Here is a 25,495-nt window from a genome sequence, read left to right as displayed (position 1 = left end):
ACGGAGAGCTGAATGTTCACGGGAATCATCGAAGAGCTTGGCGAGGTCCTCTCGATCGAGGACTTGGGCGATTCCGCACGCCTGCGTCTGCGCGGCCCGGTCACCACCGCCGACGCCCGTGAGGGCCAGTCCATCGCGGTGAACGGCGTCTGCCTCACCGTCCTCGACAGCGACGACGAGCTGGCCGCCCACCCGGGCGAGTTCAGCGCGGACGTGATGCGCGAGACCCTCGACCGTTCCAGCCTCGGCGCCGTCGGCGTCGGCTCGCGGGTCAACCTGGAGCGCGCGATGGCGCTCGGCGCCCGCCTCGGCGGTCACCTGGTCCAGGGTCATGTCGACGGCACCGCCGCCCTGCTGGAGCGCAGCCCGGGCGAGTCCGGCGCCGACGGCAGGCCGCAGTGGGAGGTGCTCCGCTTCAGCCTTCCGGCCCAGCTGTCCCGGTACCTGGTCGAGAAGGGCTCGATCACCGTCGACGGCGTCAGCCTGACCGTGGTCGAGGCGGCCGTGGACTCCTTCACCGTCAGCCTGATCCCGGCGACGCTCGCGCACACCACACTCGGTCTCAAAGGCATCGGCGAGCCGGTCAACCTCGAGGTCGACGTCCTGGCCAAGTACGTCGAGCGGCTGCTGGGCGACCGTGTCGGCGCGGGCCTGCCGCTGCCCGTCGCGCCGTCGCGGACGGGGGCCTGACGGACCATGAGCTTCATCGACGACCTCAACAGCACCGCCTTCACGGTGCTCGGCGAGCACATCAAGTGGTCCGACATGATCGGCAACCTGCTCGGTCTCGGCGCTCTCGCGCTGGGCTGGCGGCGATCGGTCGCCAGCTGGCCGGTGCAGCTGCTCTCCGGACTGGTGCTGGTCTCCGCCTACGCCTCCGCGCACCTGAGCGGCGGCGTGGGCAAGCAGCTGGTGGTCATCGCCGTGGCCGTCTGGGGGTGGCTCCAGTGGAGCCGGGGCCGCCGGCGCAACGGCGGCGACATCGCCGTGCGCTTCGCCACCTGGACCGAGCGGGCCTGGCTGGTGGCCGGCACCGCGGTCGGAACGGTCGGCGTCGCGCTGCTCTTCCAGGCCTACAACCTCTCCTGGGCCCCCTGGGAGGACGCCTACCTCTTCACCGGCACGCTCGCGGCGATGGTCGCCCAGGGCAGGGGCTGGGTGGAGTTCTGGTTCGCCTGGCTGGCCGTGGACCTGGTGGGCGTGCCGCTCGCGTTCAACAGCGGGCTCGCCTTCTCCGGCCTGATCTACGTCGTCTACTTCGTCCTGGTGATGCTGGGCCTGCGCTCCTGGTGGCTGCGCACCCGCGTCGGCCGGACCCCGCAGGACCAGCAGAACCCGCAGGACCGCACGTCCGCCCTCGCCGAAGGAGCCGCCGCATGAACGCCGTCCAGGCTCGCACTGTCCAAGAACTGTCCCAGCAGCACGGTGAGACCTACGAGGACCTGACGCTGGACAGCATCGAGTTCGCCGTCGCCGAGATCGCGGCCGGTCGCCCGATCGTCGTCGTGGACGACGAGAACCGCGAGAACGAGGGCGACCTCGTCTTCGCCGCCGAACTGGCCACGCCCGAGCTGGTCGCCTTCGCGATGCGTGAGTGCCGCGGCCTGATCTGCGTGCCGATGACCGGCGAGGACCTGGACCGGCTGGAACTCGGTCAGATGGTCGAGCAGAACACCGAGTCCATGCGCACCGCCTTCACCGTCTCCGTCGACGCGAAGGTCGGCACCACGACCGGCATCTCCGCCGCCGACCGCGCGCTGACCATGCGTCTGCTCGCCGACCCGGCCTCCGTCGGCGGCGACTTCGTCCGCCCCGGCCACGTCTTCCCGCTGCGCGCCCGTCCCGGCGGCGTGCTGGAGCGCGACGGCCACACCGAGGCCGGGCCCGACCTGTGCCGGCTGGCCGGACTGCGGCCCACCGCCGCGATCTGCGAGATCGCCAACGACGACGGCACCATGGCCCGTCTGCCCGAGCTGGTCGTCTTCGCCCGCAAGCACGGCCTGGCCATCGTCTCGATCGAGGACCTGATCGCCTACCGCCGCCGCACCGAGGCGAGCGTGACCAGGGCCGCGCGGACGGCGCTGCCGACCGAGCACGGCTCCTTCACCGCGGTGGGCTACCTCAGCGAGCCCGACGGCGTCGAGCACATCGCGCTGGTCGCGGGCGGCCTGGACGCCGGCGGTCGGCTGCCCGACGGCGAGGAGGTCCTGGTCAGGGTCCACTCCGAGTGCCTGACCGGCGACGTCTTCGGCTCGCTGCGCTGCGACTGCGGTCCGCAGCTGCGAGCCTCGCTGGAGCGGATAGCGAGCGAGGGCCGCGGCGTCGTCCTCTACCTGCGCGGTCATGAGGGACGCGGCATCGGCCTGGTCCGCAAGCTGCGCGCCTACGAGCTGCAGGAGGACGGCCGCGACACGGTCGACGCCAACCTCGAACTGGGCCTGCCCGCCGACGCCCGCGACTACCGCGCGGCGGCGCTGATCCTGGAGGACCTCGGCGTCCGCTCGGTGCGGCTGCTCAGCAACAACCCGGACAAGCACGAGGCGCTGAGCGACCACGGTCTCAAGGTGGTCCACCGCGAGCCGGTCCAGGCGGTGGTCGGCGAGCACAACCTGCGCTACCTGCTGACCAAGCGCGACCGCATGGGCCACGACCTCCCGTGGCTCGACGAGCGCGTGGCGCTCTAGGGGCGCGAGGCTCGGCAGGGCCATCCGCACAGCGTGGTTGCTCGCGCAGTTCCCCGCGCCCCTGTAGGTGGTGCGACACACCCATTCGATCCCATGAGAGGACGTAGCAAGTGAGCGGCGAAGGAGCCCCCCAGCTCGGCGTGCAGGGCGCGAAGGACCTGAAGGTCGCGGTCATCGCGGCGCAGTGGCACCAGACGGTGATGGACGGCCTGGTCGCCGGCGCCGAGCGCGCGCTGCGCGAGTACGGCGTCGCGGACTACACCGTGCTGCGGGTGCCCGGCAGCTACGAGCTGCCGGTGGTCGCCAAGGGTCTGGCCGCCCGCGGGTACGACGCGATCATCGCACTGGGCGTCGTCATCAGGGGCGGCACGCCCCACTTCGACTATGTGTGCGAGGCGGCGACCATGGGGCTGACCCAGGTCTCCGTCGACTCCGGCATCCCGGTCGGATTCGGCCTGCTCACCTGCGACAACGAGCAGCAGGCGCTGGACCGGGCCGGTCTGCCCGACTCCAAGGAGGACAAGGGCCACGAGGCGACGACCGCGGCGCTCGCCACGGCGGTGCTGCTGCGCGGACTGGACGGCTGAGCCGGGGAGCGGGTGGAACGGGGATCGGGGCGGCGACACGGGTTGTCGTCCACGACACCGTCCGTACGGTGGGACGACACGACCCGTTCCCGGGGAACCGCGTAGGGTGAGGGCCATCATGGCGCAGAAGACATTCGAAGAGCTCTTCACCGAGCTGCAGCAGAAGGCCGCCGCCGGCGCGCCCGGTTCGCGCACCGCCGAGCTGGTGGGCCAGGGCGTGCATGCCATCGGCAAGAAGGTCGTCGAGGAGGCGGCCGAGGTGTGGATGGCCGCCGAGCACGAGTCCGACGAGCGGACGGCCGAGGAGATCTCCCAACTGCTGTACCACCTGCAGGTGATGATGGTCGCGCGCGGCCTCACCCTGGAAGACGTCTACGCCCATCTGTAGACCCCGCGTGTCGTGACGCAGCGGGGCACCGAGCCGTATCCGGTGCCCCGCTTCTTCTTTGCCCCCGCACCCGGTCCCCCGCATCCAGCCCGCCTGCATCCAGTCCCGCATCCGTCAGACGAAAGGCACAGACTCATGCTCCGCATCGCCGTCCCCAACAAGGGCTCCCTCGCCGAACCCGCGGCCGGCATGCTCCATGAGGCCGGGTACCGCCAGCGCAAGGACAGCAAGGAACTGGTCCTGGTCGACCCGGAGAACCAGGTCGAGTTCTTCTACCTGCGCCCGCGCGACATCGCGATCTACGTCGGCTCGGGCCGTCTCGACGTCGGCTTCACCGGCCGGGACCTGCTGCTGGACTCGGGCGCGGACGCCGAGGAGGTGCTCTCGCTCGGCTTCGCCGGCTCCACCTTCCGCTTCGCGGGCCCGCCCGGGGTCGCGACCAGCGTGAAGGACCTGGAGGGTCGCCGGATCGCCACCTCCTACACCGGCCTGGTCGAGAAGCACCTCGCCGAGGCGGGCGTGAAGGCCGCCGCGGTCACCAAGCTGGACGGCGCGGTCGAGACGGCCGTGCAGCTCGGGGTCGCCGACGTGATCGCCGACGTCGTCGAGACCGGCACCAGCCTGCGCAACGCCGGCATGGAGGTGTTCGGCGAGCCGATCCTGGTCTCCGACGCCGTCGTGATCCGCCCGGTCGGCGCGCCCGAGCACGCGGGGGTGGACCAGTTCCTGCGGCGTCTGCAGGGTGTTCTGGTGGCCCGCCGGTACGTGATGATGGACTACGACATCCGTGCCGAGCGCGTCGCGGAAGCGGTCGCGCTCACCCCCGGCCTGGAGTCGCCGACGGTCTCCCCGCTGCACAGCGAGGGCTGGGTGGCGGTTCGGGCCATGGTCCTGCGCAAGGAGGCTCAGCGGATCATGGACGACCTCTGGAGCATCGGCGCGCGCGCCATCCTGGTCACCAACATCCACGCCTGCCGCCTCTGATCCCCGAGGATCCTCACGGCCGAGGAGGCCGAGCGATGACCGCCCGCCCGAGCCGCGTCTCCGCGCCGCCCGCACTGCCGCACACCTGGCAACCGGTGCTGACGCGGGTGGTGCTGCTGGGGCTGGCGGCGGTCTCGGTGGCCTTCTTCGGTCTGATCGCCCTGTTCGGCGCGCCCGACTGGCAGCGCCACGACCGGATCGGCATCGGCTGCTCCGGCGTGGTGTTCGCCCTGGTCCTGGCCGTGCTCGCGCGGCCCAGGGCCAAGGCCGACCGGACCGGCCTGACGGTGGTCAACTTCGTGCGGACCCGGCGCCTGGAGTGGCCGGAGATCCTGGGCGTCCACCTCGGCCCCGGGGATCCGTGGGTGCTGCTGGACCTCGCGGACGGGGACACCCTCGCCGTGGTCGCCATCCAGCCGGGCTCCGGCCGGCGTCAGGCCCTGCGGGCCGCGGCGGAGCTGCGCGCCTGCGTGGACAGCTACGGGACCGCGGTGCGGTAACCGCGGCGCGGACCGCCGGCGGCCGTCGTTCGCCGCCCGTACACACCCTGATCTGCGGCGTTCACGTCGGCTTCGCGGGCGTCCTGGTACGGTAGGAGCCTTTACCAACCCTTTGGAGAAGTTCCCCCGTCCATGGACCCTCACAGTATGTCCGCGGCCTGGCTGCTGCTCGGCGTCGCCGTGCTGCTGATCCTGGCCAACGGACTCTTCGTGGCCGCCGAGTTCGCCTTCGTCACCGTCGACCGGGGGGAGGTGGAGCGGGCCGCCGCCCAGGGGGACAGAAGGGCCGAGGGGGTGTCCAAGGCCCTGCGGAAGCTCTCGTTCGAGCTCTCCGGGGCGCAGCTGGGGATCACCGTCACCTCGCTGCTCGTCGGCATGCTGGCCAACCCGGCGCTGGTCGTCCTGCTCTCGCCGCCGCTGCGAGCGGTGGGCGTGCCGGGGTCGGTCGTGACCGGCGTGGCCGCGATCGTGGGGATGTTCGCCGCGACCGTGCTGCAGATGGTCGTCGGAGAGCTGGTGCCGAAGAACTGGGCCATCTCCCGGCCGCTGCAGGTGGCCCGCGCCGTCGCGGCCCCGCAGCGGATCTTCTCCGCGCTGTGCCGCCCCCTGATCCTGCTGCTCAACGGCATCGCCAACCGGCTGGTCCGGGCCATGGGCATGGAGCCCACCGAGGAGCTTGCCTCCGCGCGCAGCGCCGAGGAACTGGTCGCGCTCGCCCGCCACTCCGCCAGCGAGGGCGCACTGGAACGGGACACCGCGGACCTGTTCGTCCGGACCCTCGGGCTGGCCGAGCTGACCGCGGAGAGCGTGATGACCCCGCGCGTCGACGTCGCCGCGCTGGAGGACCACGCCACCGCCGCGGACGTGCTGAACCTGACCCGGGCGACCGGGCTTTCGCGCTTCCCCGTCTACCGGCAGTCGATCGACGAGGTGGTCGGCGTGGTCGGCCTCAAGGACGCGCTCGCGGTCCGCGCGGAGAACCGGGCCGCCGTGCGGGTGGGCGCGTTGGCCTCGCCGCCGCTGCTGGTGCCGGAGACGCTGCCGGTCGAGCGCCTGCTGGAGCTGCTGCGCCGGCAGCAGCAACTGGCCGTCGTCGTCGACGAGTACGGCGGCACGGCGGGCGTGGCCACGCTGGAGGACATCGTCGAGGAGATGGTCGGCGAGGTCCAGGACGAGCACGACCTCGACGACCGTCCCGAACTGCGCCGGGCCGAGCCGGTCGAGGGCCGTCCGGCCTGGGAGGCTGAGGGGCGCTGCCGGATCGACGTGCTGGAGTCCGTCGGCCTCTACGCCCCGGAGGGTCCGTACGAGACGGTCGCCGGCCTGCTGGCCGACCTGCTCGGCCGGATCCCGGCCGTGGGGGACGCGGCGGAGCTGCCCGGGTGGCGGCTCACCGTGCTCGCGGTCCAGCGCCACCGCACCGAGCGGGTCCGGCTGGAGCGCGTCCCCGAGGACCACGCCACCGGCGACGGGCACGGGCACGGTCACTGGTACGGCCGCGTTCACGGGCAGGGCCACGGACAGGGCCACGGACACGGTCACGGCGAGCACGGGCGCGGCAACGGGCAGGGGGAGGAGCGGCGATGAGCGCGCTGGCTCTGGGTTTCGCGGTGCTGCTCCTGCTGGGCAACGCCTTCTTCGTCGGCGCCGAGTTCGCGCTGGTCTCGGTCCGCCGCAGCCAGGTCGAACCGCTGGCGGAGGCGGGCGACCGCCGCGCGGCCACCGTGGTGCGCGCGCTGGAGGAGGTCTCCGCGATGATGGCGGCGGCCCAGCTCGGGATCACCGTCTGCTCGCTGCTGCTGGGCGCGCTCGCCGAACCGGCCCTGGCCGGGCTGCTCGAGGGCCCGTTCCACGCGGTGGGCCTGCCCGAGTCGCTGGTCCATCCGGTCGCCTACGTGCTGGCCCTCGTGGTCGTGGTCGCGCTGCACATCGTGATCGGCGAGATGGTGCCGAAGAACATCGCGCTGGCCACGCCCGAGCGTGCCGCGCTCCTGCTCGGCCCGCCGCTGGCGGCGCTGGCGCGAGGGCTGCGCCCCTTCATCGCCTTCCTCAACGCCTTCGCCAACCTGATGCTGCGCCTGCTGCGGGTGGAGCCCAAGGACGAGATCGACTCCGTCTACACCAGCGAGCAGCTCACGCACCTGCTGCACGACTCGCACGCGGCGGGCCTGCTCGGCAGGCGCGCCCAGGAGCGCCTGGAGGACGCGCTGGAGCTGGGGCTGACGCCGGTGCGCGAGGTCGTCATGCCCAGGGAGAAGCTGGTCACCGTGGACACCACGGTGACCGCGGGCCAGATCGAGGACCTGGCGGTGCGCACCGGTTTCTCGCGCTACCCGGTCCTCGGCGGCAACGGCGCCTTCCTGGGCTACCTGCACGTCAAGGACGTGCTGGAGCTGGACGACCGGGACGCCCCGGTGCCGCAGCGGCTGTGGCGGCCGATCATCACCCTCTCCGGCGACCTCCCGCTCGACGACGCCCTGGGCGCGATGCGCCGCGCGGCCGCGCACCTGGCCGGGGTGATCGACGGCGAAGGCCGGCCGGTGGGCCTGGTGGCGCTGGAGGACGTCCTGGAGGAGCTGGTGGGGGAAGTGCACGACCCCGCCCACCGGTCCGGATAAGGTGACGTTCGATCAAACCGATCACCTGATCAAACAGATCGAACAAGTCACATGTACGAGCGTCACGGGGGAGTGATGAGCAAGTGAGCGATCGACGCCTTGAAGTCGACCGCGTGTCCAAGCGTTACGGCGACACCGTCGCCCTGGACAACATGGCCTTCGACGTCCGCGCCGGGGAGATCTTCGGCTTCGTCGGGAGCAACGGCGCCGGCAAGACCACGACGATGCGGATCGTCCTCGGCGTGCTGGCGTCCGACGGCGGCGAGGTGCGCTGGGACGGCGCGCCCGTCACGCTGGAGACCCGCAGCCGGATCGGCTACATGCCGGAGGAGCGCGGCCTCTACCCGCGGATGAAGGTCGGCGAGCAGCTGGAGTACCTGGCCCGGCTGCACGGCCTGACCCGGTCGGACGCGGTGGCCGCCGCCCGTTCCTGGGCGGAGCGCCTGGGCGTCGAGAGCCGCTTCGGCGACGAGGTGCAGAAGCTGAGCCTCGGCAACCAGCAGCGCGTCCAGCTCGCGGCGGCGCTGGTCCACCACCCGGAGATACTCGTCCTCGACGAGCCCTTCTCCGGCCTGGACCCGGTCGCCGTGGACGTGATGAGCGCGGTGCTGCAGGAGAAGTGCGCCGAGGGCATCCCGGTCATCTTCTCCAGCCACCAGCTGGAACTGGTCGAGCGCCTCTGCGACCGCGTGGGCATCGTCCGCGCGGGCTCCATGGTCGCCTGCGACACCGTCGACGAGCTGCGCGCCTCCGGCGGCGAGGAGCTGGTCGTGCACGCGCCCCAGGCACGCGAGGGCTGGGCGGACGGCATACCGGGCGTCTCGGTCCGCGGCGAGGAGGCCGGTCGCACGGTGCTGGTCCTGGAGGACGGCGCGGACGACCAGGCGGTGCTCGGCGCCGCGCTGGCGACGGGCCCGGTGCGTGAATTCGCGCGTCGGCGCTCCTCGCTGACGGAGCTGTTCCGGCACGTGGTGAGCAGCGAGGAGAAGAAGCCCGGGGCAGAGCCCGCGACCGGGACGACGGGGACGACCGGGACGGGGGAGCAGCAGAAGTGAGCGGCACCAACCACGAACGGCTGCAGATCGGCAGCGCCGAAGCGATCAAGCTCGTCGCGGGCCGCGAACTGCGGGTCCGGCTGCGCTCCAAGGCCTTCCTGATCATTCTGGCGATCACGGCGCTGTCCTTCGTCGCGCTGCCGATCATCACCAAGTTCGCCCACTCCGGGCCGAGCACGTCCAAGGTCGCCGTCGTCCGGTCGGACGCGGCGTACGGCCGGGCCCTGGAGTCGACGGCCACCCAGCTGCACCAGAACGTGAAGATCACCGTGGTCGCCGACCCGGCGGCGGGCAGGTCGGCCGTGCAGGGCGGCAAGGTCGACGCCTTCGTCGTGCACGACGCCTCCGGCGCCCAGGTCACGGTGAAGAAGTCGCTGCCCGACTCGCTGCGCACGGTCTTCTCGCTGGTCGACCAGCAGGCGGCGCTGAACGCGCAGATCACCGCTCTGGGCGGCGACCCGGCCAAGGTGACGGCGGCCGTCGGCAGTCAGCAGATCCAGGTGACGACGCTGCAGCACGACGACCCGCAGCAGGGCCAGAAGATCACCATCGCGATCGCGGCCGGTCTGCTGATGTACATGATCCTCATGACGGTCGGGCAGATGGTGGCCCAGGGCGTCGTGGAGGAGAAGAGCAGCCGCGTCGTCGAGCTGCTGCTGGCGACCATCAAGCCGTGGCAGCTGCTGGCCGGCAAGGTGCTGGGCGTCGCCGTCATCGGCGCGCTCCAGCTCGTGGTGCCCGGCGTGCTCGGGCTGGCGATCGGCATGGCCGACGGCCAGCTGAGCGTCTCGCTGAGCGCCTCGGTCGGTTCGCTGGCCTGGACCCTGCTCTGGTTCGCGGCCGGCTTCTGGCTCTACGCGATGATCTTCGCCTCGGCGGGTGCGATGGTCTCCCGCCAGGAGGACCTGGGCGGGCTGATGGCCCCGATCATCATGCCGCTGGTGGCGGGCTGGGTGGTCGCCATCTCCATCCTCCCGACCGACCCGCACAGCGGCGTGGCGGAGATCCTCTCCTACGTCCCGCTGACCGCGCCGGAGCTGATGCCGATGCGCTGGGCCCTCGGCGTCGCACCGCTCTGGCAGATGCTGGTCTCCCTGGCGATCACGCTCGCCTGCGGCGTGGTGATGCTCCGGTTCGCCGGCCGGATCTACCGCAACTCCGTGCTGCGCAGCGGCGCCCGCGTGCCGCTCAAGGAGGCGCTCAAGGCGGCGTAGCGTGCCGCGCCCCCACGTCGGGCCCCCTGGACACGTCCGGGGGCCCGACGCTTTCCCGCGGTGGGCGAGGGGACTCGGCGGTCAGCGTCCGTCGATGAGTTCGCCGTAGGCCTGGAGGACGTCGGGGAGGCGGAGGGCCGCGAGGTCCTGGCGGGTGGGGGAGTCGGGCAGGACGGAGAGGCGGAGGTCGCGGTAGGCGCAGGACTTCTCGTAGAGGGTGCGCATGAAGCGGCCGTTGCCCAGGTCGTCGATCCAGCCCTCGCGGACCACGTGGCCGCAGATGGAGCGGAGCTCCTCGAGGGCCTCCTCGTCCCAGAAGTCCCCGTCGCCCGAGGCCAGGGACTGGCCGATCGCGGCCAGCTCCTCGGGGCGGTAGCTGGGGAAGTCCACCCGGCTGGTGAAGCGCGAGCTGAGGCCCGGATTGGCGGCCAGCAGGCGGTTCATGCCCTCGGGGTAACCGGCCAGGATCACCACCAGCCGGTCCCGGTTGTCCTCGGCCCGCTTGAGCAGGACCTGGAGGGCCTCGTCGCCGTAGGCGTCGCCCTTGGAGTAGCCGGAGTTGGCCAGGCTGTAGGCCTCGTCGATGAACAGGACGCCGTCCAGCGCCGAGTCGATCAGCTCGTTCGCCTTGACCGCCGTCTGGCCGAGGAACTCGCCGACCAGGTCGGCTCTCTGGGCCTCGACCAGGTGGTCGCCGCTGAGCAGGCCGAGCGCGTAGAAGACCCGGCCGAGGATCCGGGCGACCGTGGTCTTGCCGGTGCCCGAGGGGCCGGAGAAGACGAAGTGCCGCTTCGGCGGCTGCACCGGAAGGCCCTGGTCGGCCCGGAGCTGCGCCATCCGCAGCTGCGCCGAGAGCGCCAGCACCTGACGCTTCACGGGGGCCATCCCCACCATCCGGTCCAGCTCGGCCAGCGCGGCGTCGAGCCGCTGCTGGTTCGGCTGGACGGTCGTGCCGGGCGGCAGCAGCGGGGAGGAGTCGGGGGTGTTCGCGCGGTGCCGGGCGCCCACGGCGGCGGGGCGGGTGGGCTCCTCCTCGCCGGCCGTCTGGGGCTCGTCGTCCGCGTCCTCGGGGTCCTCCTGGTCCTCCTCGTCGTCGGCCAGCGGGAAGCCGGGCAGCGGGTCGTAGAAGACCGACTCCAGCGGCCCGTCCAGGGCGTCGAAGGGCGAGCCGGACAGCGGCGGCTCGGTCGGCAGCGCGGGGCCCCCGCCGCTGGCGTGGCGGGGCCGGTGCAGGCCGGGCTCCGAGGGCCCCTCCAGCAGCGCGGGGTCGACCCCGTCCTCCGCCGTGATCGCGGCCAGCCGGGCGGAGGTGTCCATGAAGCCGGGGTCCACCCGGTGCACGGCCCGGTAGAGCGAGAGGGCCGCCGCGCTGCGGCCGACCCCCTCGTAGGCGCGGGCCAGCCAGTAGCGCAGCTCCTTGCGCTGCGGCTGCTCCGAGCGGCACCGGGCCAGCGAGGTGGCCAGCGGCAGCTCGGCCTGGCCGCACATGTCCAGCCTGACCCTGGCCATCCCGCTGAACAGGCCCGCCTCGATGCCCAGCAGCGGGTCGTCCAGCAGGCCGTCGGTGTCGCGGATGAGCTGCTCCCAGTCCTTGGTCAGGTAGGACCGGCAGGCGTGCAGGAAGCGGACGGCGTTGTCCTGGCCCGGCGGGGGGCACTCGGCGAGGGCCCGGTCGAGTTCGGGCAGGTGCCGGCCGTCCAGCCAGTGCGAGGCGTGCGCGAGGGCGAGGTCCCGCTCGTCCTCCAGCAGCGGCTGCACCCACCAGCCCAGCCAGTACCAGGAGCTGAGCGGCCGGCGGTGCCGGTGCCGCTGCTCGCCGAAGCGCTCCCGGTGCCGGTGCATGGAGAGCAGCGCGGTCGAGGTGTCCGAGCGGAGGGCGTGCAGCCCGAGCCAGGCGTCGGCCATGCCGGGGTCGAGCCGGACGGCAGCGCGGAACTCCTCCTCTGCACGGGTGTACGCGCCGGCGCCGTAGGCGTCCATCGCCCGTAGCCAGGCGCGATCGGCCAGGCTACGGGACCGCCTGTCGCCGTTGTCCTCTGTCCCCACCGCTCTGCCCCCTGCTGTGCCGCGTCCCGCTGCCCAGCTGGTGGGCCGACCCGGGAGGCCTGCAGTCGCCGCACTTTGACGGTCCGTGAGCACACGGGGACCAGACCCCGCACTCATGGGGCATCGTACCGGGGTCCAGCTGATCCGGAAGAGTGCCGTGCGACCGTATCGGCTGGTGGGGACACGGACAAAAGTAGGACACAAGCGGCATGCAGGATTCCGGTGGTCACCCGCAGTCACGGCGCGAGCATCGTCCGGAGCGGGACGGATGGGCCGGAAAAGGACGAGCTGCCGGCCACGGGGGAACGGCCGGCAGCTCGTGTCTGCGGGGGCGCGATCACCGTGTGTCGCGCTGATGAGAACGTAGTTGTTGCCAGGGGCGCAGGTCAAGGGCCTCCTGAGCACGGCTCTGCGGCGGGGAACCGCAGGGAGAGCCGCCATTCATTGGCTCCGGGACAGGCTACGCGCCTCACGCTCGCGCGATTACGCGGCGTGAGCGAATAGCTCCCCACTGGTTCCGTTCACCAGGAAATCGGCGAACGGCCGACTCGGATCGGACCGGAAGTGGGTGGACTGCTCCCGGAACCACCGCTCCCAGAACTCCGCCTGCTCCGGACCGTCGCGCCGCTCGCCCCGGGCACGGGCCGTGACCGCGTCGAGCTCCATCCACAGCAGCGCCGCCAACCGGGGGCGGATCGCTCGCCGCCCGGCCCCCACGCCCTCCAGTACGAGGAGCGGAGGAGCGGCCCCGATCTGGTGAACCGCGTCGAAGCGCGCGGTATTCCAGTCGTAGACGCGGTGCCGCACCGGGCGGCGCTCCGCCAGCGGCGTGAGCACCTCGTCGAGCAGCCGTCCGGTCCAGTCGAAGAACTGGTCGTGCGTGGCCAGATCGTCCAGATGGACCACGGGCGCGTCGCCGAGCGCGGCGGCGAGCCGGGCGGCGAAGGTCGTCTTGCCCGAGCCGGCGTAGCCGTCGACGGCGATCAGGCGCGTCGCGCCGCAGGACGGCTCCAGGGCGCCGAGCCGTGCCGCGAGTGAGTCGAGGGTGAGCATGATGCGTCGAGCCTAGCCAGAACCTGTGACGGTGCGGGGCGGGCCGCCGCACCGTCCAGGGGTCGGCCGGTCCGGTCAGCCGATCTGCTCGGCCAGGGCGACGATGATCCCTGCCGGGCCGCGCAGGTAGCAGAGCCGGAAGATGCTCTCGTACTGCGCCACCTCGCCCAGGAGCTCGGCTCCGTGGGCGCGGAGCCGGGCGATGGTGGCGTCGATGTCGTCGACGGCGAACATGACCCGGTGCAGGCCCAGGGTGTTCGGCGGCGGGTTCACCGGCGTCGCGGGGTGGGCGGCGGGGGTGTGGTACTTCGTGAGCTCCAGCTTGCCGTGCCCGTCCGGGGTCCGCATCATCGCGATCTCGCTCCGGATGCCCTCCAGTCCGACGGTCAGGTCCGCGAAGTCGCCCTCGATCTCCGCCCTGCCCTCCAGCTCCAGGCCGAGTGCGGCGAAGAAGGCGACCGCCGCGTCCAGGTCCTCGACCACGACGGCGACGTTGTCCATGCGCTGAACAGTCATGGTTCCGAGAATAGATCAGCAGCGCACTGGCCTCCTGGGCAGAATCTGACATACCGTCAGACAATCTGTTCCTGCCGAGGAGGCCAGCGTGACGCTCCGCCCCGTCCCCCTGGACGAGTACCCCGTGCACCAGGTGCCACTGTCCATGCGGCACGTCGCCACCGGCGACCGCAACGCCTACGACCGCTGCATCTTCCACGTCCTCGACCACGGCGGACGCGCCCTGCTCATCGCCGGCCTCGGCGTCTATCCCAACACCGGCGTGATCGACGCCTACGCCACGCTCAAGGTCGGCGACACCCTCCACGCCGTCCGGGCCTCCGACGCGCTGGGGGAGGACCGGATGAGGCTGGAGGTCGGCCCGCTGCGGATCGAGGTGGTCGAACCGCTGCGCACGCTGCGGCTGGTCTGCGAGGGCGGGCCCGACGAGCTCGCGTTCGACCTCACCTGGCAGGCCGAGTTCCCCGCCGTCTGGGAGCCGCACCACGTCGGGCACACCGGGGACCGGCTCACCCTGGAGGGCCGGCGCTTCGTCCAGGCCGGCGGCGCGCACGGCTGGATCCGGGTCGGCGGCGAGGAGTACCGCGTCGCGCCCGAGGAGTGGACGGCGACCAGGGACCGCAGCTGGGGCGTCCGGCCGATACCCGGTGAGCAGCCCGGCCGCGCGGCCGAGGAGAACCGGCCCGAGGGCTTCCACTGGGTCTGGTGCCCGATCCGCTTCCGCGACCGCTTCGTCATGGTGATCCTCCAGGAGGACGCAGACGGCTACCGCACCCTCAACGAGGCGCTGCTGGTGCGCCCGGAGGCCGCGGGCCGTCCCGACGAGCAACTCGGCTGGCCCCACGTCGACATCGCCTACCGCCCCGGCACCCGCGTCCCGGAACGCGCCGTGCTCCACCTCACCGACGCCGCCCGCAAGCCGGTGGAGATCCACGCCGAACTGCTCGGCGGCACCCCGCTCGCGGTCGGGGCCGGCTACCCGCCCGCGCCGGACTGGCAGCACGGCACCTGGCAGGGCCGGGGCTGGGTGGACCGCCGCCGCTACGACCTCACCGACCCCGCCGACCTCGGGCTCGCCGCCTACGGCGTGACCGACCACGCGGCCAGGTTCACCCTCGACGGCGAGGTCGGCCACGGCGTCTTCGAGCACGGCAGCTTCGGCCGCCACGACCCGAGCGGATTCGCGGACTTCTCCTCCGTCGCCCCCTGACCCGCACCCGCCCACCGGAGGAGCTCACCGCCATGGCCACCCCCAGCACACCCCGTCCACGGACCAGCACCCGTGACCCCGAGGAGCTGCGCGCCCGCCTCGACGCCTGGATCGGGACCTGGCAGCCCGGCGCGACCGCCACCGGGCTGACCGTCCCCCAGTCCAACGGCATGTCCAGCGAGACCGTCCTCTTCGACCTGCGCGACGGCGACGGACAGGTCCGGCCCTGCGTGCTGCGCCTGGCCGCCGACCCCGACGCCTTCACCGTGTTCCCGCGCTACGACATGGAACGGCAGTACCGCTGCATCGAGCTGGCGGCCCGCACCAAGGCCCCGGTCCCGCGCCTGCTGCGGCTGGTCACGGACCCCCGGGTGCTCGGCGCGCCCGGCTTCCTGATGGAACGCGTCGAAGGCCGGGTGCCGCCCGACGTCATGCCCTACACCTACGGCGGCAACTGGCTGCACGAGGCCGGCGACGCCGAGCGCGCGGAACTGGAGCGGGCCAGCGTCGCGCTGCTCGCCGAACTGCACACCGCGCCGGTCGCCGAGGCCGCGTTCCTGCGCTCGACCGCACCGGGGGACACCCCGCTGCGGCAGCACGTGAACGAGCAACGCGCCTACTACGCCTGGGTGGTCGAGGGGCGGCCGCCCTCACCCCTGATCGAGCGCGCCTTCGCCCGGCTGGAGCAGCTCTGGCCCGCCGACGAGGGGGAGACCGTGCTCAGCTGGGGCGACGCGCGCATCGGCAACGTCATCTACCAGGGCTTCACCCCGGTCGCCGTGCTGGACTGGGAGATGGCCGCCCTCGGTCCGCGCGAGCTCGACCTGGGCTGGTTCGTCTTCCTGCACCGCTTCTTCCAGGACCTGACCGTCGCCTTCGGCCAGCAGGGACTGCCGGAGTTCCTGGACCGGGAGCGGGTGGTCGCCCAGTACGCGCGGGCGAGCGGGCACACCCCGCGCGACCTCGACTTCTACACCCTCTACGCGGCGCTGCGGCACGCCGTGGTGATGCTGCGGATCGGCTACCGCCAGATCCACTTCGGCGAGACCCCGGCCCCCGAGGACCCGGACCGGCTGATCCTGCACCGGGACTCCCTGGAGGCGATGGTGGCGGGGCGTTACTGGGGCTGAGCGCGGTCCTCTGGACGCCGCAGACGCCCTGTGCCACCGTTTTTCGTCCGGGCGCCCGGGCGCTCGGGCGGGGGCAGAGGCAGGGGGCGGTGGGGGTGCCGGGAAGGTGGGCGGCGGCAAGGCGTGGCGCGGCACTGATGCTGCCGGGCCGGGGCACGCTGCGGCGGGCGTTGCGCGTGGTCCTGGGGGTCGGCGGCGCCCTCGCGATCCCGGCCCCGTACCTCCCGGTGCGGATCGCCGGGGTGCTGGTCTGCGTCCTGGGCGCGACGTTGCCGATCTGGTCCGCGCCGCCCGACCACGCTCCGCCGCCGCTGCGCATCCGGCAGCGGCACCGCCGGATCGTGGGCCGGGCCGCGTACGCCCTGCTGGCGACGGCGGCAGGGCTCGCCCTCGCGCAGGGGCACCTCACGGCGCCCGACGACTGGCTGCTGGCCGCCGCACTCGCGCTGCCCACCGTCGAACCGCTGCTCTGGCGCGCCTGGCCGTTGCCCCTGCGCGACGCGGTGCGCCGGGTGCGGAACGCCGAGCTCTACACGGAGGCCATGCAGCGGCAGACGCCGCCGCCCCTGCCCCCGCGGGCGCAAGCGGCCCAGCTGGTGCCCGGACGGGCCGTCCGGGGCCTGGCGCCGCCCGCGGTCAGGGTCGCCCCGACCGCCGGCTTCGACGTCGACGCGGGGGCGCGCGGCCGACCGCGGTCCCGCACCGCCCGCGTCAAGGCACAGGACCACGGGCCGACCGAGGTGCACGTCGGCCCGGGGCTGCTGCGCTGGAACGGCGCCGAACTCACGGTCAGGAGCGGCCTGTCGGGCCGGTTCGAGCGGCTGTTCCTGGAGCCCGAGCCGATGCCGGCCGAGCGCCAGGACGGCGGCTTCCCTCGCTTCCCCGACCCGGTCGCGGAGCTGGTGCTGTTCACCCAGCGCGCCAACGAGGACAGCAACGAGCGGAACCTGTTCCTGGTGTTGCTGGACGCGCGGGGCTACCGGATGCTGCTGCGGCTGGTGCCCGCCCAGGAGCACCGTCAGGCGCGCAGGCTGGCCGCGACGCTGAGGGCCCGGGTCGGACTGACCGTCAACGAGTACCACCTGCCGGTCCTCGAAGGAGCTCGCAGATCACTGGGGCCCAGGCTCTTCCCCCGGCGCCCCTGGATCTGACGTCGTTCTCAGCGGCTCAGCGGCTCAGCGGCTCAGCGGCTTCGAGCCGGGGCCGCCGACGTGGGAGAACGGCTGGCGGCGCCAGTCGAGTTCGGCGGGCAGCGTGAGGAACTCGGCGAGGGAGGGCTCGGGGTCGAAGCCCTGCTCCTCCTCGGACTCCGCGTCGTCGAGCCAGCGGCCCGAACCCTGGCACAGGGCGGCGGAGAAGGGGTGCCACGGGGTGGCGACGACGGCGTGCTGCGGGAACCGCTCCTCGTTGTCGAGCACCGCGATCGGCCGGTGGCAGTCGGGGCAGAGGAACCGGGTGATCTCCCAGGTCTCGCCCTCGCCCGGGTCGGCGCCGAGGAAGCCCGGCGCGGCGAGGGGCTCGGCGTTCTCGGCGGGTTCCGCGGTTACGACGGGTTCGAGGACAGCACTCAGCTGTTCGACAACGGTCATCAGGACTCCCCCTGGAGCAGGCACGCGGACCTCGGTGGTCGCGACCATAGCGAGCACTTCCCGCGCGGGGCATCCGATAATCCTGGTCGTCGGCGCCGCATCGGCCGATACCTGTGTCCTTGCTCACACCTGACGTCGGATAGGTTGTCAGGGTGGAGGAACTCGACCGACAAATCGTGCAGCTGCTGGTCGCTGACGGACGCATGAGCTACACCGACCTGGGCAAGGCCACCGGCCTGTCCACCTCGGCGGTGCACCAGCGGGTCCGCCGACTCGAGCAGCGCGGCGTGATCCGCGGCTACGCCGCGATCGTGGACCCGGACGCCGTCAGTCTGCCGCTGACGGCGTTCATCTCGGTCAAACCCTTCGACCCGAGCGCGCCCGACGACACCCCGGAGCGGCTGGCCGGCATCGAGGAGATCGAGGCCTGCCACAGCGTGGCCGGCGACGAGAACTACATCCTCAAGGTGCGGGTCGCGGCTCCCGGCGATCTGGAGGACCTGCTCGCCAGGATCAGATCGGCCGCGGGGGTCTCCACGCGCACCACCGTCGTGCTGAGCACCCCGTACGAGGCCAGGCCGCCCCGGCTGAAGTGAGCCGCGTCCGGGGGTTGGCGGGGCGGGCCGGAGACCGTCTCATAAGGTGGACCGCATGACCGCCGCCGCACCGCTCTCCGCCCTCGCCGACACCGCGCCCGCCGACTCCGGGGTGCGCACGATCCTGCTGCGCGGCGGCGACGTCTACAGCCCGGCCGACCCCTTCGCGACCGCGGTGCTGGTTCAGGACGGCGTGGTCGCCTGGGTCGGCGAGGAGGGCGCGGCCGAGAGCTACGCGCGCGACGCCCGGCTGGTGGTCGACCTCGACGGCGCGCTGGTCACCCCGGCCTTCGTCGACGCGCACGTGCACGCCACCTCGACCGGCCTGGCGCTCACCGGGCTCGACCTGACCGCCTGCCCGAGCCTGGCGGAGGCGCTGCGCCGGATCCGCGACTTCGTCGCGCGGGGCGCCGACACGGCCGGAGGCGGCGTGCTGCTCGGGCACGGCTGGGACGAGACCAGGTGGCCCGAGCGGCGCGCCCCCAGCCTCGCCGAGCTCGACGAGGCCGCGGCGGGAGCCGCGCTCTATCTCTCCCGCACCGACGTGCACTCGGCGCTGGCCTCCTCCGCGCTGCGCGCGCTGGCCGGACCCGAGCTCGCCGCGACGGCCGGCTACGACCCCGACGGGGCTCTCAGCCGCGCCGCGCACCACCTCGTCCGCGCCGCCGCGCTCGGGCACCTCACCCCCGCCCAGCGGGAGGCCGCGCAGCGGGCGACACTCGCCCGCGCGGTCACCCTCGGCATCGGCGCGCTGCACGAGTGCGCCGGACCGCAGATCTCCTCCGAGGCGGACCTGTCCGCACTGCTGGACCTGGCCGCCGGCACGCCGGGCCCGGAGGTCTTCGGTTACTGGGGCGAGCTGGGCGCGGTCGACACCGCCCGCCGCCTCGGCGCGGTCGGCGCGGGTGGAGACCTGTTCATCGACGGCGCGCTCGGCTCGCACACCGCATGCCTGCACGACCACTACACCGACGCCGAGCACACCGGCGCCGCCTACATCAGCGCCGCGCAGATCGCCGACCACGTCGCCGCATGCACCGAGGCCGGTCTGCAGGCGGGCTTCCACGCCATCGGCGACGGCGCCCTCGCGGCCCTGGTCGAGGGCGTCCGCGCGGTCGCGGAGAAGCTCGGCCTGGAGCGCGTGCGCGCGCTGCGGCACCGGGTGGAGCACGCCGAGCTGCTGACGCCCGCCCAGATCGCGGCCTTCGCCGAGCTGGGCCTGACCGCCTCGGTGCAGCCGGCCTTCGACGCCTTCTGGGGCGGCGAGCAGGGCATGTACGTCGAGCGTCTGGGCGCGGAGCGGGCCAGCACGATGAACCCCTTCGCGGCTCTGCTGCGCGCCGGCGTCCCGCTCGCCTTCGGCTCCGACGCCCCGGTCACCCCGCTCGACCCGTGGGGCACCGTCCGCGCCGCCGCCTTCCACCACACGCCCGAGCACCGGATCTCCGTGCGCGCCGCGTTCACCGCGCACACCCGCGGCGGCTGGCGGGCCCTCGGCAGGGACGACGCCGGAGTGCTGGTCCCCGGCGCGCCGGCCTCGCTGGCCGTCTGGGAGCCGGGTGAGCTCGTGGTCCAGGCGCCGGACCAGCGGGTCGCCAACTGGTCCACGGACCCGCGCAGCGGCGTCCCCGGCCTGCCGGACCTCACTCCGGGGCGGGAGCTGCCGCGCTGTCTTGCCACCGTCGTCGGCGGCCGCGCGGTCCACCTCGCCTGAGCCGGCGGGCTCGGACGTCGGACCCCGAACGTCGGACCCGGTCGTCGATCATCGTCGCCCGGGGAGGACGGCGGCGTCCGGATACCGCCGAAAGAAGGGTTGCCCGGCGTCCTTGTGAACCCGATTCGCACGTTCCTGACCTGCGGGAACCCCTTGTTCTCGCAGGTGGGGCAAGAGTTGACAGGCGGCCCGCGCGGGCGAGTAGGTTCGTCGTCGTCCACCTCACAGCAGCCCCACGCCAAACCCGGGACCGCCGCTGGCAGGCAGCCAGGTCCAGCGCAGCCGGACCGGGGAGCGTGGGCGTCGACGGGTCCGCGGATTCCGGTCGGCGGGTGGGACCCGGGCCCGGCCCGGACGCTCAGTAGACAACGGCTTCTGGTCGATCCGCAGCCAGCGGATCCCGAGTCGGACCGAAGAGCGTCCGGGCCGTACCCGTTCGGCCGGGTGGGCCGAGGTTTCGCAAGGTTTCGGGGTGACCCCGTCCGCCCCGCTCTCACCGGCGCTTACCAGCAGGTTGTACCGTCTTCCCACAGCCCATGGACCATCTGCTGCGGATTGGCGGCGAGCGTGACCTTGACCCTGGACTCCGAGGATCGCGTGGAGGACGAACCCCCCGTCCGCCCCTCGCGTCCCGCCCGGATCCGCGCCGGCCTGCCCCGTACCGGCCTCGCGGCGCTCTGCGGCCTGCTGCTCGCGCTCTCCTTCCCCTCCGCCGGGATCTGGCCGCTGTCCGTCGTCGCGGTCGCCGGGCTGAGCCTGCTGACCTACCGCCGCACGGTGCGCCAGGCGGCGTGGACCGGCCTGGTCTTCGGCGCGGCCTTCATGCTCTGGCTGCTGTTCTGGATCGGGGTCATCGGCTACGACGTCTGGGTGCTGCTGTCGGTCGCCGAGACGCTCTTCCTGGGGCTGATGGGCGCGGGGCTGGCATTGGTCTCCCGGCTGCGCTTCTGGCCGCTGTGGACGGCCTGCCTCTGGGTCGCCCAGGAGTGGGCCAGGGACCGGGTGCCGCTCGGCGGCTTCCCATGGGGCCGACTCGCCTTCGCGAACACCTCCTCGCCCTTCACGCCGCTGGCCGCGCTCGGCGGCGCGCCGCTGGTCAGCTTCGCCGTGACGCTGAGCGGCGCGCTGCTGGCCGCCGCGGTGCCGGCGCTGCGGGCCCGCGGCCGCCGGGCGGCGGTGGCCTGCGCGGCCGGCGCGGTCGCCTTCGGCGTGGTCGGCTACGCGGTCCCGGTGCCCACCGGCGGCGACACGGCCGGGGGTCCGGCGTCGGCGGAGATCGCCGTGATCCAGGGCAACGTGCCGCACGCGGGCATGGACTTCCTCGGCCGCCCCATGGAGGTCCTGAAGAACCACGTGGCGGCGACCGACGACCTGCTGGCCAAAGTCGCGGCGGGCACGATGCCCAAGCCGCAGCTGATCGTCTGGCCGGAGAACTCCTCCGACGTGAACCCCTACGTCACCCCCGAGGCCTACGCGGCGATCGACGGCGTGGCGAAGCGGGCCGGCGTCCCGCTGCTGGTCGGCGCGCTCGTGGACGGCCCGGACAGCCAGCACGTGCTGAACGAAGGCATCGTCTGGGATCCGCGCACGGGCCCCGGCGCGCACTACACCAAGCAGCATCCGGTGCCGTTCGGCGAGTACGTGCCGTTCCGGTCGATCCTGATGAAGTACATCACCCGGCTGCAGCGGGTCGCCCGCGACTTCTACCCCGGCGACCGGACCGGCATCCTCCAGGTGGGTCCGGCCAGGATCGGCGACGTGATCTGCTTCGAGGTCGCCTACGACGGCATCGTCCGCGACTCGGTGACCAAGGGCGGGCGGGTGCTGGTCGTGCAGACCAACAACGCGACCTACGAGCGCACGGACCAGCCCGACCAGCAGTTCGCCATGTCCCGCCTGCGCGCGGTCGAGCACGGCCGCGCGGTGGTCATCGCGGCGACCAGCGGCATCAGCGCGATCATCGAGCCCGACGGCTCGGTCCAGCAGCGGACGCAGCTCGCGACGCGGGCGGAGCTGGAGGCGAGCGTCCCGCTCCGCGACGGCCTCACCCTCGCCGACCGCGTGGGCGCCGCGCCGGAGTGGGCCCTGGCCCTGCTGGGGCTGGGCGCGTGCGGCTACGCCCTGGTGCGCCGCAGGCGCCCCTGAGGCGTTGCCACGGAACACTCGTCTGACCTCGGGCGTTGTAGAGGGGAAGCCTTCAGGACAAGGAAAGGGCCACCCCCCGTGCGCGGCTCACGCATCAAGCGGTTTCTCCCCCTGCTCGTCGCGGCGTACCTGCTGCTCGAGCTGTGGATCATCGTGGAGCTCGCGCATCTGCTCGGCTGGCTCCTCGTGCTCGCGCTGCTGGTCGGCGGCGCCATCCTCGGCGGATGGGTGATCAAGCGGGCCGGGCTGCGGGCTCTGCGGGCGACGACCGCCGGGCGGATGCCCGAGGGTGAGGCGCGGACCGCGGTGACCATCGCCGGAGGCGTCCTGCTGATCCTGCCGGGCTTCCTCTCCGACGTGGCGGGCCTGCTCTGCCTGGTGCCGGTGGTCGCGAAGCGGCTCCAGCGGATCCCGATGAACTTGCTGCGCCGCGGTCCGCTCGGCGACGCCGTCCGCTTCCAGGAGCAGATGCGGATGCACCGCCCCGACGGCAAGGTCGTCCAGGGCGAGGTCGTCACCGAGGACGGCGGCCGTCCGTACGACTACTCCCGGCGCGACGACGAGGGCCCCTACGGCCAGATCAACCGGTAGCCGCCGACCGGCCGCCGCGAGCCGCGAACGCGACGAGGCCCCGGCTCCCCCTGAGGGGAGCCGGGGCCTCGTCGTCAAGTCCCGGTTATGCGGACTTGCGCGCGTCGCGCGGATGGACCGCGAGGTTCATGCCACCGGAGCGCAGTACCGCCAGTCGTTCGGCGAGCACCTCCTCCAGCTCCTCGCGGGTACGCCGTTCCATCAGCATGTCCCAATGCGTTCGGGCCGGCTTCGCCTTCTTCTCCTCCGGCTCCTCGCCGTCGATCAGCATCGCCTCGCTGCCGCAGAACCGGCATTCCCACAGATGCGGGATTTCGGCCTCCACCGAGAACGGCACCTCAAAGCGGTGTCCGTTCTGGCATGCGTACTCGACGGTCTGGCGGGGCGCCAGATCGATACCGCGGTCGGTCTCGTAGCTGGTTGCCCCGAGTCGCGTGCCGCGGAGAGCTCGCTCACTCATGAATCGTGCCTCCCGGGCTCCAAGCCCACAGGACTGGATGTCGCTGTCTTCGTCGGTCCGTACAACGTGCGGCAACCGTCGAAGATTCCCGCAGTAAGCGCGCGACTTCCGTCGCACCGAACCTGTTTGTACCCACCTGCGTCCGATTTGTCACATCTGGCGGCGGATATCACCCTCGGTTGATCCAATGCTTCGGAGGGTCACGAGATTGCGGGCACCGGATTGCCCACGGCCTCGATCGCGCGCCGCACCGGAACCAGCAGCAGCAGGGCGAAGCCGACGGCGAAGAAGATCAGCAGCGAGATGATCGCCACCCGGTAGCTGCCGGTCAGCTGGTAGGCGAGACCGAAGACCAACGGGCCCATCCAGCTCGTGCCGCGGTCGCTGATCTTGTAGAGGCTGAAGTACTCCGCCTCCCGGCCCGGCGGGATCAGGTGGGAGAAGAGCGAGCGGGACAGCGCCTGGCTTCCGCCGAGCACCAGCCCGATCGCCGCCGCGAGGGCGTAGAACCAGACCGGCTGGTGCGCCGGCATGACGTAGCCGAAGGCGAGGGTGACCACCCAGGCGACCAGGGAGCCGAGGATGGTCCGCTTGGCGCCGTAGCGGCGGGCGATCCGGCCGAGCAGCAGCGCGCCGCCGATCGCGACGATCTGGACCAGCAGCACGCCGCTGATGAGCGTGCCCTGGGCCATGCCGAGCTCCTCGCTGCCGTACAGCGAGGCCTGCGAGATCACCGTCTGGATGCCGTCGTTGTAGCAGAGGAAGGCGATCAGGAAGAGCAGTGTCAGCGGGTACTGGCGCATTCCGCGCAGGGTCCCGGCCAGCTCGCGCAGGGTGCCGCCGGCGTGCTCGTCGACCGGGCGTTCCACCGGGGCCGTCGCCGGACGGCTCGGCAGCCGCAGCATCGGGAAGATCGTGAACACGGCCCACCACAGGCCCGCCGAGGCCAGGCAGAGCCGCACCGCCGTGCCGGTGGACAGGCCGAGGGCGCTGTGGCCGGAGTAGAGGGCGAGGTTGACGATCAGCAGCAGGCCGCCGCCCGCGTAGCCGAAGGCCCAGCCCTTGGAGGAGACCGCGTCGCGGTCGTCGGGCGCGGCGAGCCCCGGCAGGAAGGAGTTGGCCAGGGCGGCCGAGACCGCGTAGCAGATGTTGGCCACCACCAGCAGGGCGCCGCCGAGCAGGTAATGGTGGCCGCCGAGGAAGAACATGCCGAGCGTCGCCCCCGCGCCCACGTAGGCGAAGACGCCCAGCAGGGTGCGGTGGCGTCCGGTGCGGTCCGCCGCCGCGCCGGCCAGCAGCATGATCACCACGGAGAGCAGCACGGAGGCCGAGACCGTGTAGGGGAAGAAGGAGCCGGCCCGCACCGGGATGCCGAGCGGGTGCACGTCGCCGTGGGCGTCCGCCGCCTTCTTGGCGATGTCGGTGAGGTACGGGCCCAGGAAGACCGTGAGCACGGTGGCCGCGAAGGCCGCGTTGGCCCAGTCGTTCAGGTACCAGCCGAGCTGGGCCCGCTTGAGGTCGGGGCGCTCGGTGGCGGCCGGGGCAGAAGTGATCAAATCCAGGCTCCGCGCTCGATCAGGACATCGCGCAGGACGTCGATGCGATCCGTCATGATGCCATCAACACCGAGGTCCAGAAGAGCACGAATGCGTTCCGCTTCGTTGACGGTCCAGACGTGCACCTGGACGCCGAGCGCGTGGGCGGTGTCCAGGAAGGCCCGGTCGACCAGCCGCACGCCGCGCTCGGCCTCGCCCGGCAGGAACTCCGGCACCTGGACGCAGACCGACCGACGGCGCACCGAGCGGGCCAGCGGCGCGCGGCCACCGGTCAGCGCCCGCAGCTTGAGCGCGGCGACCGCGCGCGGTCCGGCCGCCGTCGCCAGCCGCGGCCCCGCCGCCGCCCGGACGGCGGCCAGGCGGGAGTCGGAGAAGGAGCCGGCGCAGACCCGGTCCCAGGCGTTGGTGCGCCGCACCGCGTCGACCAGCGGGCGGACCGCGCCGACGGCCTTCACGTCGATGTTGAAGCGCGCCTCGGGGAAGGCGTCCAGCAGCTCCTCCAGCGTCGGTATCGCCTCGCGCCCGGCGATCCTGGCGGCCGAGACGGTGCGCCAGGGCAGTGCGGAGATCGCGCCAGAGCCGTCGGTCACGCGCTCCAGCCGCTCGTCGTGGAAGGCGACCAGCACGCCGTCGGCGGTGGCGTGGACGTCGGTCTCCAGATAGCGGTAGCCGAGCCTGACTGCCCGCTCGAACGCGGGCATGGAGTTCTCCGGGCCGCCGAGCGTGCCGCCGCGATGGGCGAAGCCGAGCGGGCCGGGATGGTCCAGGTAGGGGTGGCTGGTGGGAAGCGTGATCACGGGCAGCAGTATGCCCGCTCGGGGGCTCCTCGGCGCTCGCGCGGCGGCCCGCCGCGACCGCC

The 25,495-nt window shown here is 72.8% G+C and carries 25 protein-coding genes; 18 read left to right on the top strand and 7 right to left on the bottom strand.

Annotation, left to right across the window (positions count from 1 at the left end):
• Window positions 1–12 precede the first annotated feature (12 nt).
• The 11 genes from BS83_RS27460 (at window position 13) to BS83_RS27410 (ending at window position 10,030) form a co-directional block, all read left to right on the top strand.
• Window positions 13–690 (top strand): riboflavin synthase, encoded by a 678-nt coding sequence (locus BS83_RS27460; RefSeq protein ID WP_051944088.1) that lies wholly within the window; start codon window positions 13–15, stop codon window positions 688–690.
• 6 nt (window positions 691–696) lie between these two features.
• Window positions 697–1,380 carry a nicotinamide mononucleotide transporter family protein gene (locus BS83_RS27455; protein WP_037606158.1) on the top strand — a complete coding sequence of 228 codons (684 nt, stop codon included), beginning with the start codon at window positions 697–699 and terminating at the stop codon, window positions 1,378–1,380.
• Window positions 1,377–2,684 carry a bifunctional 3,4-dihydroxy-2-butanone-4-phosphate synthase/GTP cyclohydrolase II gene (locus tag BS83_RS27450; protein ID WP_051944086.1) on the top strand — a complete coding sequence of 436 codons (1,308 nt, stop codon included), beginning with the start codon at window positions 1,377–1,379 and terminating at the stop codon, window positions 2,682–2,684. Before BS83_RS27455 ends, BS83_RS27450 begins: the two co-directional genes overlap by 4 nt.
• A 110-nt stretch (window positions 2,685–2,794) precedes the next feature.
• On the top strand, window positions 2,795–3,271 hold the full coding sequence (ribH, locus tag BS83_RS27445) for a 6,7-dimethyl-8-ribityllumazine synthase (protein ID WP_037606157.1): 477 nt from the start codon (window positions 2,795–2,797) through the stop codon (window positions 3,269–3,271).
• A gap of 118 nt (window positions 3,272–3,389) precedes the next feature.
• The gene (locus BS83_RS27440; RefSeq protein WP_037606156.1) at window positions 3,390–3,659 is read left to right on the top strand and encodes a phosphoribosyl-ATP diphosphatase; all 270 of its coding nucleotides are present in this window, start codon (window positions 3,390–3,392) and stop codon (window positions 3,657–3,659) included.
• 135 nt (window positions 3,660–3,794) lie between these two features.
• Window positions 3,795–4,643 (top strand): ATP phosphoribosyltransferase, encoded by an 849-nt coding sequence (hisG, locus tag BS83_RS27435; RefSeq protein WP_037606155.1) that lies wholly within the window; start codon window positions 3,795–3,797, stop codon window positions 4,641–4,643.
• 35 nt (window positions 4,644–4,678) lie between these two features.
• Window positions 4,679–5,143 carry a PH domain-containing protein gene (locus BS83_RS27430; protein ID WP_037606154.1) on the top strand — a complete coding sequence of 155 codons (465 nt, stop codon included), beginning with the start codon at window positions 4,679–4,681 and terminating at the stop codon, window positions 5,141–5,143.
• Between the two features lie 147 nt (window positions 5,144–5,290).
• The gene (locus tag BS83_RS27425) at window positions 5,291–6,730 is read left to right on the top strand and encodes a hemolysin family protein (RefSeq protein ID WP_084714168.1); all 1,440 of its coding nucleotides are present in this window, start codon (window positions 5,291–5,293) and stop codon (window positions 6,728–6,730) included.
• Window positions 6,727–7,761 (top strand): hemolysin family protein, encoded by a 1,035-nt coding sequence (locus BS83_RS27420; RefSeq protein WP_037606153.1) that lies wholly within the window; start codon window positions 6,727–6,729, stop codon window positions 7,759–7,761. The genes BS83_RS27425 and BS83_RS27420 overlap by 4 nt, the downstream gene beginning before the upstream one ends.
• A 113-nt stretch (window positions 7,762–7,874) precedes the next feature.
• Window positions 7,875–8,816, top strand: coding sequence for an ABC transporter ATP-binding protein (locus BS83_RS27415; protein ID WP_232248504.1), 942 nt, complete (start codon window positions 7,875–7,877; stop codon window positions 8,814–8,816).
• Complete coding sequence (locus BS83_RS27410) at window positions 8,813–10,030, top strand: ABC transporter permease (RefSeq protein ID WP_051944081.1); 1,218 nt, start codon at window positions 8,813–8,815, stop codon at window positions 10,028–10,030. The genes BS83_RS27415 and BS83_RS27410 overlap by 4 nt, the downstream gene beginning before the upstream one ends.
• A gap of 81 nt (window positions 10,031–10,111) precedes the next feature.
• Here BS83_RS27410 and BS83_RS27405 read toward each other — a convergent pair whose 3' ends face one another.
• The 3 genes from BS83_RS27405 to BS83_RS27395 all read right to left on the bottom strand — a co-directional run bounded on the left by BS83_RS27405 (window position 10,112) and on the right by BS83_RS27395 (window position 13,645).
• Window positions 10,112–12,010, bottom strand: a complete 1,899-nt coding sequence (locus tag BS83_RS27405) for an AAA family ATPase (RefSeq protein WP_232248751.1) — start codon at window positions 12,008–12,010, stop codon at window positions 10,112–10,114.
• Window positions 12,011–12,559: 549 nt separating this feature from the next.
• Window positions 12,560–13,129 carry a uridine kinase family protein gene (locus BS83_RS27400; protein WP_037606151.1) on the bottom strand — a complete coding sequence of 190 codons (570 nt, stop codon included), beginning with the start codon at window positions 13,127–13,129 and terminating at the stop codon, window positions 12,560–12,562.
• Between the two features lie 75 nt (window positions 13,130–13,204).
• Window positions 13,205–13,645: a VOC family protein gene (locus BS83_RS27395; RefSeq protein WP_198035312.1), complete on the bottom strand. Its 441-nt coding sequence runs from the start codon at window positions 13,643–13,645 to the stop codon at window positions 13,205–13,207.
• A gap of 145 nt (window positions 13,646–13,790) precedes the next feature.
• Between BS83_RS27395 and BS83_RS27390 the strand changes: the two genes are divergently transcribed.
• The 3 genes from BS83_RS27390 (at window position 13,791) to BS83_RS27380 (ending at window position 17,136) form a co-directional block, all read left to right on the top strand.
• A complete protein-coding gene (locus BS83_RS27390) occupies window positions 13,791–14,855 on the top strand; it encodes a hypothetical protein (protein ID WP_051945597.1) in 1,065 nt (354 codons plus the stop codon).
• Between the two features lie 32 nt (window positions 14,856–14,887).
• Entirely contained in the window at window positions 14,888–15,985 is a 1,098-nt protein-coding gene (locus tag BS83_RS27385; RefSeq protein WP_037606148.1) for a phosphotransferase family protein, read from the top strand.
• Between the two features lie 95 nt (window positions 15,986–16,080).
• Window positions 16,081–17,136, top strand: coding sequence for a hypothetical protein (locus BS83_RS27380; protein ID WP_198035311.1), 1,056 nt, complete (start codon window positions 16,081–16,083; stop codon window positions 17,134–17,136).
• Window positions 17,137–17,160: 24 nt separating this feature from the next.
• Here BS83_RS27380 and BS83_RS27375 read toward each other — a convergent pair whose 3' ends face one another.
• Window positions 17,161–17,574 carry a hypothetical protein gene (locus BS83_RS27375; RefSeq protein ID WP_037606146.1) on the bottom strand — a complete coding sequence of 138 codons (414 nt, stop codon included), beginning with the start codon at window positions 17,572–17,574 and terminating at the stop codon, window positions 17,161–17,163.
• A 152-nt stretch (window positions 17,575–17,726) separates the two neighbouring features.
• Between BS83_RS27375 and BS83_RS27370 the strand changes: the two genes are divergently transcribed.
• The 4 genes from BS83_RS27370 to BS83_RS27355 all read left to right on the top strand — a co-directional run bounded on the left by BS83_RS27370 (window position 17,727) and on the right by BS83_RS27355 (window position 22,620).
• Window positions 17,727–18,170 carry an Lrp/AsnC family transcriptional regulator gene (locus BS83_RS27370; protein WP_037606145.1) on the top strand — a complete coding sequence of 148 codons (444 nt, stop codon included), beginning with the start codon at window positions 17,727–17,729 and terminating at the stop codon, window positions 18,168–18,170.
• 55 nt (window positions 18,171–18,225) lie between these two features.
• A complete protein-coding gene (locus BS83_RS27365) occupies window positions 18,226–19,884 on the top strand; it encodes an amidohydrolase (RefSeq protein ID WP_037606144.1) in 1,659 nt (552 codons plus the stop codon).
• A gap of 597 nt (window positions 19,885–20,481) precedes the next feature.
• Window positions 20,482–22,029: an apolipoprotein N-acyltransferase gene (gene lnt, locus BS83_RS27360; protein WP_232248503.1), complete on the top strand. Its 1,548-nt coding sequence runs from the start codon at window positions 20,482–20,484 to the stop codon at window positions 22,027–22,029.
• A gap of 78 nt (window positions 22,030–22,107) precedes the next feature.
• Window positions 22,108–22,620 carry an FxsA family protein gene (locus BS83_RS27355; protein WP_037606143.1) on the top strand — a complete coding sequence of 171 codons (513 nt, stop codon included), beginning with the start codon at window positions 22,108–22,110 and terminating at the stop codon, window positions 22,618–22,620.
• Between the two features lie 85 nt (window positions 22,621–22,705).
• Here BS83_RS27355 and BS83_RS27350 read toward each other — a convergent pair whose 3' ends face one another.
• The 3 genes from BS83_RS27350 to BS83_RS27340 all read right to left on the bottom strand — a co-directional run bounded on the left by BS83_RS27350 (window position 22,706) and on the right by BS83_RS27340 (window position 25,430).
• Entirely contained in the window at window positions 22,706–23,080 is a 375-nt protein-coding gene (locus tag BS83_RS27350; protein ID WP_037606142.1) for an RNA polymerase-binding protein RbpA, read from the bottom strand.
• Between the two features lie 200 nt (window positions 23,081–23,280).
• Complete coding sequence (locus BS83_RS27345) at window positions 23,281–24,636, bottom strand: MFS transporter (protein WP_157597338.1); 1,356 nt, start codon at window positions 24,634–24,636, stop codon at window positions 23,281–23,283.
• Complete coding sequence (locus BS83_RS27340; RefSeq protein WP_037609955.1) at window positions 24,633–25,430, bottom strand: glycerophosphodiester phosphodiesterase; 798 nt, start codon at window positions 25,428–25,430, stop codon at window positions 24,633–24,635. The genes BS83_RS27345 and BS83_RS27340 overlap by 4 nt, the downstream gene beginning before the upstream one ends.
• Window positions 25,431–25,495: the final 65 nt, after the last annotated feature.

Source organism: Streptacidiphilus rugosus AM-16 (genome assembly GCF_000744655.1).
In the GTDB taxonomy this organism is placed as follows: Bacteria; Actinomycetota; Actinomycetes; order Streptomycetales; family Streptomycetaceae; genus Streptacidiphilus; species Streptacidiphilus rugosus.
Note: the sequence above shows the minus strand (reverse complement) of the source record. Positions and strands in the feature narration are given on the sequence as shown.

Coding starts and splice junctions, on each gene's coding strand:
- BS83_RS27405 (WP_232248751.1), bottom strand. CDS start 12,010: ATGGACGCCTACGGCGCCGGCGCGTACACCCGTGCAGAGGAGGAGTTC.
- BS83_RS27365 (WP_037606144.1), top strand. CDS start 18,226: ATGACCGCCGCCGCACCGCTCTCCGCCCTCGCCGACACCGCGCCCGCC.
- BS83_RS27425 (WP_084714168.1), top strand. CDS start 5,291: ATGTCCGCGGCCTGGCTGCTGCTCGGCGTCGCCGTGCTGCTGATCCTG.
- BS83_RS27350 (WP_037606142.1), bottom strand. CDS start 23,080: ATGAGTGAGCGAGCTCTCCGCGGCACGCGACTCGGGGCAACCAGCTAC.
- BS83_RS27400 (WP_037606151.1), bottom strand. CDS start 13,129: ATGCTCACCCTCGACTCACTCGCGGCACGGCTCGGCGCCCTGGAGCCG.
- BS83_RS27395 (WP_198035312.1), bottom strand. CDS start 13,645: ATGACTGTTCAGCGCATGGACAACGTCGCCGTCGTGGTCGAGGACCTG.
- BS83_RS27460 (WP_051944088.1), top strand. CDS start 13: ATGTTCACGGGAATCATCGAAGAGCTTGGCGAGGTCCTCTCGATCGAG.
- BS83_RS27390 (WP_051945597.1), top strand. CDS start 13,791: ATGCGGCACGTCGCCACCGGCGACCGCAACGCCTACGACCGCTGCATC.
- BS83_RS27375 (WP_037606146.1), bottom strand. CDS start 17,574: ATGACCGTTGTCGAACAGCTGAGTGCTGTCCTCGAACCCGTCGTAACC.
- BS83_RS27455 (WP_037606158.1), top strand. CDS start 697: ATGAGCTTCATCGACGACCTCAACAGCACCGCCTTCACGGTGCTCGGC.
- BS83_RS27385 (WP_037606148.1), top strand. CDS start 14,888: ATGGCCACCCCCAGCACACCCCGTCCACGGACCAGCACCCGTGACCCC.
- hisG (WP_037606155.1), top strand. CDS start 3,795: ATGCTCCGCATCGCCGTCCCCAACAAGGGCTCCCTCGCCGAACCCGCG.
- BS83_RS27440 (WP_037606156.1), top strand. CDS start 3,390: ATGGCGCAGAAGACATTCGAAGAGCTCTTCACCGAGCTGCAGCAGAAG.
- BS83_RS27450 (WP_051944086.1), top strand. CDS start 1,377: ATGAACGCCGTCCAGGCTCGCACTGTCCAAGAACTGTCCCAGCAGCAC.
- BS83_RS27420 (WP_037606153.1), top strand. CDS start 6,727: ATGAGCGCGCTGGCTCTGGGTTTCGCGGTGCTGCTCCTGCTGGGCAAC.
- BS83_RS27430 (WP_037606154.1), top strand. CDS start 4,679: ATGACCGCCCGCCCGAGCCGCGTCTCCGCGCCGCCCGCACTGCCGCAC.